This is a genomic window from Streptomyces sp. NPDC052040 (assembly GCF_044548405.1).
In the GTDB taxonomy this organism is placed as follows: domain Bacteria; phylum Actinomycetota; class Actinomycetes; order Streptomycetales; family Streptomycetaceae; genus Streptomyces.
This window is the reverse complement of sequence record NZ_JBIUBV010000021.1, coordinates 102,053-110,637: the sequence shown is the minus strand read 5'-3', so window position 1 is coordinate 110,637 and position 8,585 is coordinate 102,053. Positions and strand designations below refer to the sequence as shown.

Sequence of the window (8,585 nt, the reverse complement as noted above, 5' to 3'; positions counted from 1 at the left end):
CCGCACCGACAAGCTGGCGATCGCCTACCAGGCCGCACTCCACCTCGCGGGCATCCTCATCTGGACCCGGCGCTGACCAAAGAGACAGAACCTAGCCGAGGAGTACCTGGTCACCAAGGACCGACGGCCCGTTTCGCGCGAGCAGGCACAGGCGCTCGCCGACCGGCTGTGGCTGGAAAGGGTCGCGGAGCGGGCCGCCTGGCAGGGTGAGACCGACTCCGAGCGGCTCACTCGCGCGTTCACGGCCCTGCGGGCGGCCGGTGTCACCGCCCGCGAGAACCTCACCTGCTGCCGCAGCTGCGGTGAGTCCGAGATCGGCGGGGAGGGCGGCCCCGGCGCCCGCGGCTTCGTCTACTTCCACGCCAGTGCACCGACTCCGCCGCGTCCGGCCGCGGACTGACGCTCCTCCACGGCGGCTTCGACGGCTCACCCGGGACCACCGCGGCCGTCGGCCATGAGGTCGTGGCCGCTCTCGCATCGGTCGGCCTCCCCACCGAGTGGGACGGCGACCCCGGCCACGCCATCACCGTCACCCCCCTGGACTGGCGCCGCCGCCTGGTCGGTTGGGGACCAGCGACCGGGGCGGGGACTGCGGGCGCGGGGAGTGGAGGGCGCGGGGAGTGGAGGGCGCGGGGAGTGGAGGGCGCGGGGAGTGGAGGGCGCGGGTGCGGGCCCCTTACAGGCTCCAGGCCCATCACAGGCTCCACTGCCGCAGTTCCCGTGCGATGTCGTCCACCGAGGCCGCGCCGCTCTTGACCAGTCGGGCCAGGTCGCGGACCTGTTCCGGGGAGGTGACGACCTTGACTCCGCTGGCGACGAGGTAGGCGTAGGCGACCGCGGAGGCGAACAGCGCGTTGGAGCGCTCCAGGGCCGGTATGTGGAGCAGGAGTTGGAGCAGGGCGGCGGCGCGGGTGTGCGGGGTGTCGTAGACGGGGAGGCCGAAGATCTCCGCCTCGTGCCGGCTGACCGCGGCGACCAGTGCTCCCCAGTCGGTGACCTGGGGGTCTCCGGGTGTCTTCTGTTCGGCGACCATCAGCAGCCAGGCGAGGTCGATTCTGAGGTGGCTCAACGGCTCAGTGGCGACCTTCGCTCCGGACCTCCCGCGGGCCCCCGGGCCGCCCGTCGGGGGCGGAGCCGAACTCCTCGGCGAAGACGGACTCGTACTGCTTCATGAAGTCGGCGGCGGCCTCGACGAAGGTGTGGCCGACCTCGCCGGTGTCCTGGCGGACCAGTTCCTCGATATAGCGATTGACGCTCATACCGCGCTCCAGGGCCCGTTCGCGGGCGGCACGGGCGGTGCCCTCGTCCACTCTCACGTTCAGCTGGGTCTTGGCCATGTCTCGACGCTAGCGCCGTGTCGCTAGCACCGGCAAGGGGGCGCGGGGTCGCACGCGAGGCAGGGCGGGCGCCCCCCGTGAGCCGGTGCCCCGGGCACGGGCGCCCGGCCTCCCTGGTCGGAGCCGCCCGAGTCGCCGGGGCCGACGGAATCGCCGGAGAAAGCAGACCCGGCCACCCGAGGGGATACCGGGTGTGCCGTGCGTCACACTACGCTCGTGCGGGACAGGACGGGACGGGCGAAGGCGCCGGGACGTCCACGACCGAGGAGGCGGCCTTGTCCACTGCTGCTGCGGAGCGCTCCCCGGGCCGCGGGGGTGCGGACGGCACCGCCGCCCGGGCCCGGGGGCTGACGAAGGCGTACGGCTCGGGCGAGACGACGGTGCTCGCCCTCGACTCGGTCGATGTGGACATCGCCCGGGGCCGCTTCACCGCGGTCATGGGCCCCTCGGGCTCCGGGAAGTCGACCCTGATGCACTGCCTGGCGGGGCTCGACACCGTCTCGGCGGGTCAGGTGTGGCTCGGCGACACCGAGATCACGGGGTTGAGGGACCGCGAGCTGACCAGGCTGCGCCGGGACCGGGTGGGCTTCATGTTCCAGTCCTTCAATCTGATCCCGACGCTGAGCGCGGCGGAGAACATCACGCTGCCGATGGACATCGCGGGCCGCAAGCCCGACCGGGAGTGGCTGGACCGGGTGATCGACACCCTCGGGCTGCGCGACCGCCTGGCGCACCGGCCCGCGCAGCTCTCCGGCGGCCAGCAGCAGCGGGTCGCCTGCGCCCGGGCGCTCGCCTCCCGCCCGGAGCTGATCTTCGCGGACGAACCGACGGGCAACCTGGACTCGCGGGCGGGCCTGGAGGTGCTGGGCTTTCTGCGGGAGGCGGTCGACGAACTGGGTCAGACCGTCGTCATGGTGACGCACGACCCGGGCGCGGCGGCCCACTCCGACCTGGTGCTGTTCCTGGCCGACGGGCGGATCGTGGACCGGATGGAGCGACCCACGGCGGAAGCGGTGCTGGAACGCCTGCGTCTCTTCGCGGGCGGGCCCCGCCCGGAGCCCGCCCCCGGTGCGGTCCCGGCGGGCGCGGACGACACGGGTCTGCGCGAGGGCTGAGGCTGCCGTGCTGAAGGCGACACTGCGCAGTTTTCTGGCGCACAAGGGGCGGCTGGCGCTCTCGGCCCTGGCCGTGGTGCTGTCCGTGGCGTTCGTGGCGGGAAGCCTGATCTTCTCGGACACGGTCCGCCGTACGTTCGACCAGCTGTTCGCCTCCACAGCGGCCGATGTGACCGTGAGCCCCCGGCAGGACCTGTCCTCGCCGATCGCGTCCGGAGCCGTCCCGACCCTGCCCGCCTCGCTCGCCGGGCGGATCTCCCGGGTCGACGGGGTCGCCGCGGCCCATGTGGACGTGGCCGTCCGGAACATCACGGTGGTGGACCGCCACAACCAGCCGGTGGGCCCGACCAGCGGCGCGCCCACACTCGCCGAGAACTGGTACGTCACCGGACGCACCCCCGTGAAGCTGGCCTCGGGGCACGCTCCGCACGGCCCCGGCGAGGCACTGATCGACGCGGACACGGCGCGGCACAAGCGGGTGCGGATCGGCGACCCGCTGCGTGTGCTCGCCCCGCCCGGCTCCTTCACGGTCCGGGTGGCCGGGATCGCCGCCTTCACCACCACCAATCCGGGATCCGCCCTGGTCTTCCTGGACACCCCGACCGCCCAGACCCGGCTGCTGGGCCGCCCCGGCACGGCCACCGCCATCTCCGTCGACGCGGCGCCCGGTGTGACCGACGCCCAGCTCAAGCAGCGGATCGCGGCCGCGCTGCACTCCCCCTCCGGCGGCCCCGCGCCCTACGAGCTGCGGACGGCGGGCGAGCAGGCGAAGTCCGACACCGACCGGCTCGGCACGTTCCTCGCCGTGATCAAGTACGTGATGCTGGGATTTGCCGGGATCGCCGTACTCGTCGGTGTGTTCCTCATCGTCAACACGTTCTCGATGCTCATCGCGCAGCGCACCCGGGAACTGGGGCTGCTGCGGGCGCTGGGCGCCGACCGGCGGCAGGTGCGCCGGTCGGTGCTGACGGAGGCGGTGCTGCTGGGCCTGGTGTCCTCGACGCTCGGCCTTGCCGCGGGGATCGGGCTCGCGGCGGGGCTGATCCGGCTGATGGGCGCCTTCGGCATGAACCTGAAGTCCACGGAGATGGTGATCGGCCCGGCGACACCGCTCGCGGCCTATGCCGTCGGGGTCGGGGTCACCTTCGTCGCCGCGTATCTCCCGGCCCGGCGGGCCGCCGCCGTCTCCCCCATGGCCGCTCTCGTGGACGCCGAGGTCGCCGGTGCGGGGCGGCCGCTGAGGGTCCGCGCGGCGGCGGGCACGGCCGTCGGCACGCTCGGCCTGGCCGCGCTGGGCGGCTGTGCGGGATCGGACCGCACCGCGACCGCCACCGCCCTGCTCGGTCTGGGAGTGGTCCTCACCCTCGTCGCCACCGTGATCGCGGGCCCGCTGCTGGTGCGTCCCGTGATCCGGGTGCTGGGCGGGGCCTTCCCCGCACTGTTCGGCTCCGTGGGGCGGATGGGGCAGCGCAACGCCCTGCGCAACCCGCGCCGTACCGGTGCCACCGCCTCCGCCCTGATGGTCGGCATCGCCCTCGTCACCGGGATGTCGGTGGCGAGCGCCTCCCTGTCGAAGTCGTTCGACCAGCAGATCGACAAGACCCTGGGCGCCGACTTCGTGGTGCAGAACGCCAACTTCCAGCCCTTCCCCGCGGAGATCACCGACCGGGTCCGGGCGACGGACGGCGCGGGGCTGGTGGTGCGTCAGCGGCTCACCGCCGTGGCGGTGCGGCTGCCGGACGGGAAGACCGTCCGGACCACGGCCGGGGGCTACGACCCCGGCCTGGACGCCGTGGCCCACATCAACTACGTCCGCGGAGACACCGCCTCCGCGCTCGCGGCCGGTGCCATGGCCATGGACGCGACCTTCGCCCGGGAGCACGGGGTGCGGGTGGGCGGGGCGCTTCCGGTCCGCTTCCCGGACGGCAGCGGGGCGGACCTGAGGGTCGGCGCGCTCACCGACCAGGGCACCTCGGGCGGATTCGGCACGGAGGGCGGACTCTTCTTCGGGATGGCCGCCTTCGAGAAGCACGTGCCCGGCGCGCAGGACTCCGCGCTGTATGTGAACGCCGCCTCCGGCACACCCAAGGACCTGCTCAGATCGCGTCTGGACCGGACGCTCGGCCCCTACCCCCAGGTCCAGGTCCGGGACCAGGCCGACTACAAGAAGCTCGTCCACGACCAGATCGCGGTGCTGCTCTACCTGGTCTCGGCGCTGCTCGGGCTTGCGATCGTCATCGCCGTGCTGGGAGTGGTCAACACCCTGGCGCTCTCGGTGGTGGAGCGCACCCGGGAGATCGGGCTGCTACGGGCCATCGGGCTGTCCCGGCGGCAGCTGCGCCGGATGATCCGGCTGGAGTCGGTGGTGATCGCCGTGTTCGGGGCGGTCCTCGGGCTGGCGCTGGGGCTGGTGTGGGGGCTGTGCGTCCAGCGGGTGCTGGCCTTGCAGGGCGTCAAGGCGCTGGCGATCCCCTGGACCGTCGTCGGAGCGGTGGTGGCGGGCTCGGCGGTCGTGGGCGTGGTGGCCGCGCTGCTGCCCGCCCTGCGCGCCTCGCGGATGAATGTGCTGGCGGCGATCGCGCACGAGTGACCCGCACGCATGACCGGGGCACCGTCAAGGCCGGGCGGGCCGGGTCCGGCGTGATGTGATCGCGGGATGAGCGAGCAGCGGATCCGCGAGGCCGGACCCGGGTCCGCGACACCGCCCACCGAGGGACTTTGCCGATCCTTTACCATGGAGGGGATGAACGGTTCCTCCCCGGGGTCAACCCGTCCCACCATGGAGAAGTGTGAGCATCCACCGCCGGGTGAGCCCGGCCGTACCCGCCCCCGCGCGGCCGTCGCGCCCCCCGACGGTCCCGGGACGGAGGTGACCCGATGACCGAGGTCCTCCTCCTGGTGGTGGCGATCCTGCTCTCGCTCGCCTGCGGTGTCTTCGTCGCCGCGGAGTTCTCCCTGACCACCGTCGAGCACAGCGAGCTGGAGCAGGCCGTACGGCGCGGTGAGCGCGGCGCGTCCGGCGCCCGCAGGGCCGTACGCAATCTGACCTTCCAGCTCTCCGGCGCCCAGCTCGGCATCACGGTCACCAATCTGGTGGTCGGCATGCTCTCCGAGCCGTCCATCGCCAAACTGATCGCGGGGCCGCTCGCCTCGCTGGGACTGTCCCCCTCCGTGTCCCGGTCCGTGGCCCTGGTCATCGGCACGGCCCTGTCGACGGTGTTCCTGATGGTGGTCGGCGAGCTGGTGCCCAAGAACTGGGCGATCTCCTCGCCGCTGGCGGTGGCCAAGCGGGTGGGCACCCCGCTGCGCTGGTTCAGCTCCGCCTTCCGCCCCTTCATCACCCATCTCAACGACACGGCCAACCACATGGTCCGCCGCCTCGGCCTGGAACCGGCCGAGGAGCTGGCCTCCGCGCGCAGCCCCCAGGAGCTGGTGGCCCTCGCCCGGCACTCCGCCAAGGCGGGCGCCCTGGAGGCGGACACCGCCGAGCTGTTCGTCCGCACCCTCAATCTCGCCGACCTGAGCGCCGAGAACGTGATGACACCCCGGGTCCAGGTGATCGCCCTGGACCTCCAGGCCACCTGCGAGGACGTGGCCAACGCGACCCGCGCCACGGGCCTGTCCCGCTTCCCCGTCTACCGCGGCAGCCTGGACTCGGTCGTCGGCATCGCCCACATCAAGGACGTCGTGTCGGTGCCCGCCGACGCCCGGCCGCACCGCTCGGTCACGCAGGTGATGCGCGAGCCGCTCTTCGCCCCGGAGTCGCTGACCGTCGACCGGCTGCTCGACCGGCTCTCCGGCAAGAACACCATGGCCGTCGTCATCGACGAGTACGGCGGCACCGCCGGGGTCGCCACCCTGGAGGACATCGTCGAGGAGGTCGTCGGTGAGGTGCGGGACGAGCACGACCCGCACGAGACGCCCGACCTGGCCCCGGCGGGCACGGACACCGCCGGGCGCGCGCTGTACTCGGCGGACGGCTCGGCCCGCATGGACCAGCTCGCCCGGGTCGGACTGCGGGTGCCGGACGGCCCGTACGAGACGGTCGCCGGGCTGATCGCCGCGGAACTGGGCCGCATACCGGCCGAGGGCGACAGCGTCGAGGTGGCCGGATGGCGCCTCGACGTGGTGGACGCGACGGGACGCCGGGCCGCCCGGGTGCTGCTGCACGCCCCGGCCGCCGGACGGGAGGAGGAGCGATGACCCTGGTCCAGCTGCTGATCGGCCTGCTGACGCTGGTCGCGAACGCCTTCTTCGTGGGCGCCGAGTTCGCGCTGATCTCCGTGCGGCGCAGCCAGATCGAGCCGCACGCCGAGGCCGGCGACCGGCGGGCCCGGAGCGTGGTGTGGGGTCTGGAGCATGTGTCGGCGCTGCTCGCGGCCGCGCAGCTCGGGATCACCCTGTGCACCCTGGTCCTCGGTGTCGTCGCCGAGCCCGCCATCGAGCATCTGCTCGAACCGCTGTTCCATCTGGTCGGCGTCCCGCCCAGCGCGGGCCGGGTGGTGTCGTTCGTGATCGCGCTGGCCCTGGCGACATATCTGCACATGCTGCTCGGCGAGATGGTGCCGAAGAACGTCGCGCTGGCCGAGCCGGTGCGCCTGGCCCTGCTGCTCGGGCCGCCCCTGGTCGCGCTGGCACGGGCCCTGCGGCCGGTGATCTTCACGGTGAACACCTTCGCCAACGGGCTGCTCGCGCTGCTGCACGTGGAGACCAAGAACGAGGTCACCGCCACCTTCTCGGACGACGAACTGGCGCGGCTGGTCACGGACTCCGGCGAGGCCGGGCTCCTCGACGACCGCGCCCGGGAGCGGCTGCACGACGCGCTGGAACTGGGCCGACGGCCCGTGCGCGATGTGGTGGTGCCGCTGGAGCAGGTGGTGTACGCGCGCCTGGGCATCACTCCGGAGCAGTTGGAGCGCCTCTCGGCCGAGTCCGGGTTCTCGCGGTTCCCGGTGGTGGACGAGGGGCGGAGGATCGCCGGATATCTGCATGTCAAGGACGCCCTGGACGCCTCTCCGCGCCGTGAGCCGTTCCGGCAGCAGGACATGCGGCCCATCGCGCGGGTGCGGGAGAGCACACCGCTGGACGACGTCCTCACGGCGATGCGCGGCAGCCGTACGCATCTGGCGGCGGTCCAGGGCGCCGACGGCCGCCTGGCGGGCCTGGTCACGATGGAGGACGTGCTGCGGGAGCTGTTCGGCAGGCGCCCCTAGACGGGGAAGGGGCGGCCCGACCGACCGGCGGGTATGTCCGCGGGATACCATCGTCGGCGCCATGCAGACGAATCCCACCCACACCAGCCTGGTCGCGGTCGGCGACTCCTTCACCGAGGGCATGTCGGATCTGCTGCCCGACGGCTCCTACCGCGGCTGGGCCGATGTCCTCGCGGCCCGGATGGCCGCCCGCACCCCCGGGTTCCGGTACGCCAATCTGGCGGTGCGCGGCAAGCTGATCGGGCAGATCGTCGAGGAGCAGGTGGAGCTCGCCGCCGCGATGCGGCCCGATGTCATCACCCTGGTCGGCGGTCTCAACGACACCCTGCGGCCCAAGTGCGACATGGACCGGGTGCGGGGTCTGCTGACCGAGGCCGTGGAGCGCCTGGCCCCCGCCTGCACACAGCTCGTCCTGATGCGCAGCCCGGGCCGCCAGGGCCCGGTGCTGGAACGCTTCCGGCCGCGCATGGAGGAGCTGTTCGCCTGTGTCGACGAGCTCGCCGAACGGCACGGCGCCCTGGTGGTCGACCTCTACGGCGCGCCCTCGCTGGCCGATCCGCGGCTGTGGGGCGTGGACCGGCTGCATCTGACGGCCGAGGGACACCGCCGGGTGGCGGAGGCCGTGTGGCAGACACTCGGCTACGAGGCCGAGGACGCCGAGTGGCGTACGCCGCTGCCGCCGGGCGCGCCCCCCGGCTGGCTCGCCCGGCGCACCGCGGACGCCCGCTTCACCCGGCAGTATCTGCTGCCCTGGATAGGGCGGCGGCTGACGGGCCGCTCCTCGGGCGACGGCCGCCCGGCCAAGCGTCCGGAACTGCTCCCGTACGAGGGACCGGTCGGCCGGGCACCGGAGCCCGAGTTCGGGCGCCGCCCCGCCTGACGGCCCTCTCGTAGGTTCCGCCGAACCACCCGGTGGCACC

At 73.2% G+C, this 8,585-nt stretch carries 7 protein-coding genes and 1 pseudogene; 6 read left to right on the top strand and 2 right to left on the bottom strand.

Annotated elements, in window-relative coordinates:
- Positions 1 to 91 precede the first annotated feature (91 nt).
- A pseudogene (locus ACIHAA_RS29425) lies at positions 92 to 564 on the top strand (DUF6891 domain-containing protein); the annotation flags it as partial.
- Between the two features lie 130 nt (positions 565 to 694).
- Here ACIHAA_RS29425 and ACIHAA_RS29420 read toward each other — a convergent pair.
- Positions 695 to 1,069: a fic family toxin-antitoxin system, toxin component gene (locus tag ACIHAA_RS29420; RefSeq protein WP_399822441.1), complete on the bottom strand. Its 375-nt coding sequence runs from the start codon at positions 1,067 to 1,069 to the stop codon at positions 695 to 697.
- A 4-nt stretch (positions 1,070 to 1,073) separates the two neighbouring features.
- A complete protein-coding gene (locus ACIHAA_RS29415) occupies positions 1,074 to 1,337 on the bottom strand; it encodes an antitoxin (RefSeq protein WP_399822439.1) in 264 nt (87 codons plus the stop codon).
- Positions 1,338 to 1,612: 275 nt separating this feature from the next.
- Here ACIHAA_RS29415 and ACIHAA_RS29410 point away from each other — a divergent pair, with 275 nt between their 5' ends.
- From ACIHAA_RS29410 to ACIHAA_RS29390, 5 genes are all read left to right on the top strand, one after another.
- Complete coding sequence (locus ACIHAA_RS29410) at positions 1,613 to 2,452, top strand: ABC transporter ATP-binding protein (protein WP_399822437.1); 840 nt, start codon at positions 1,613 to 1,615, stop codon at positions 2,450 to 2,452.
- Between the two features lie 7 nt (positions 2,453 to 2,459).
- The gene (locus ACIHAA_RS29405; protein ID WP_399822435.1) at positions 2,460 to 5,042 is read left to right on the top strand and encodes an ABC transporter permease; all 2,583 of its coding nucleotides are present in this window, start codon (positions 2,460 to 2,462) and stop codon (positions 5,040 to 5,042) included.
- A 287-nt stretch (positions 5,043 to 5,329) separates the two neighbouring features.
- Entirely contained in the window at positions 5,330 to 6,655 is a 1,326-nt protein-coding gene (locus ACIHAA_RS29400) for a hemolysin family protein (protein WP_399822433.1), read from the top strand.
- Complete coding sequence (locus ACIHAA_RS29395) at positions 6,652 to 7,665, top strand: hemolysin family protein (RefSeq protein ID WP_399822431.1); 1,014 nt, start codon at positions 6,652 to 6,654, stop codon at positions 7,663 to 7,665. The genes ACIHAA_RS29400 and ACIHAA_RS29395 overlap by 4 nt, the downstream gene beginning before the upstream one ends.
- A gap of 61 nt (positions 7,666 to 7,726) precedes the next feature.
- Positions 7,727 to 8,545 (top strand): SGNH/GDSL hydrolase family protein, encoded by an 819-nt coding sequence (locus ACIHAA_RS29390; RefSeq protein ID WP_399822429.1) that lies wholly within the window; start codon positions 7,727 to 7,729, stop codon positions 8,543 to 8,545.
- The last annotated feature ends 40 nt before the right edge of the window (positions 8,546 to 8,585 follow it).

Coding starts and splice junctions, on each gene's coding strand:
- ACIHAA_RS29400 (WP_399822433.1), top strand. CDS start 5,330: ATGACCGAGGTCCTCCTCCTGGTGGTGGCGATCCTGCTCTCGCTCGCC.
- ACIHAA_RS29415 (WP_399822439.1), bottom strand. CDS start 1,337: ATGGCCAAGACCCAGCTGAACGTGAGAGTGGACGAGGGCACCGCCCGT.
- ACIHAA_RS29390 (WP_399822429.1), top strand. CDS start 7,727: ATGCAGACGAATCCCACCCACACCAGCCTGGTCGCGGTCGGCGACTCC.
- ACIHAA_RS29395 (WP_399822431.1), top strand. CDS start 6,652: ATGACCCTGGTCCAGCTGCTGATCGGCCTGCTGACGCTGGTCGCGAAC.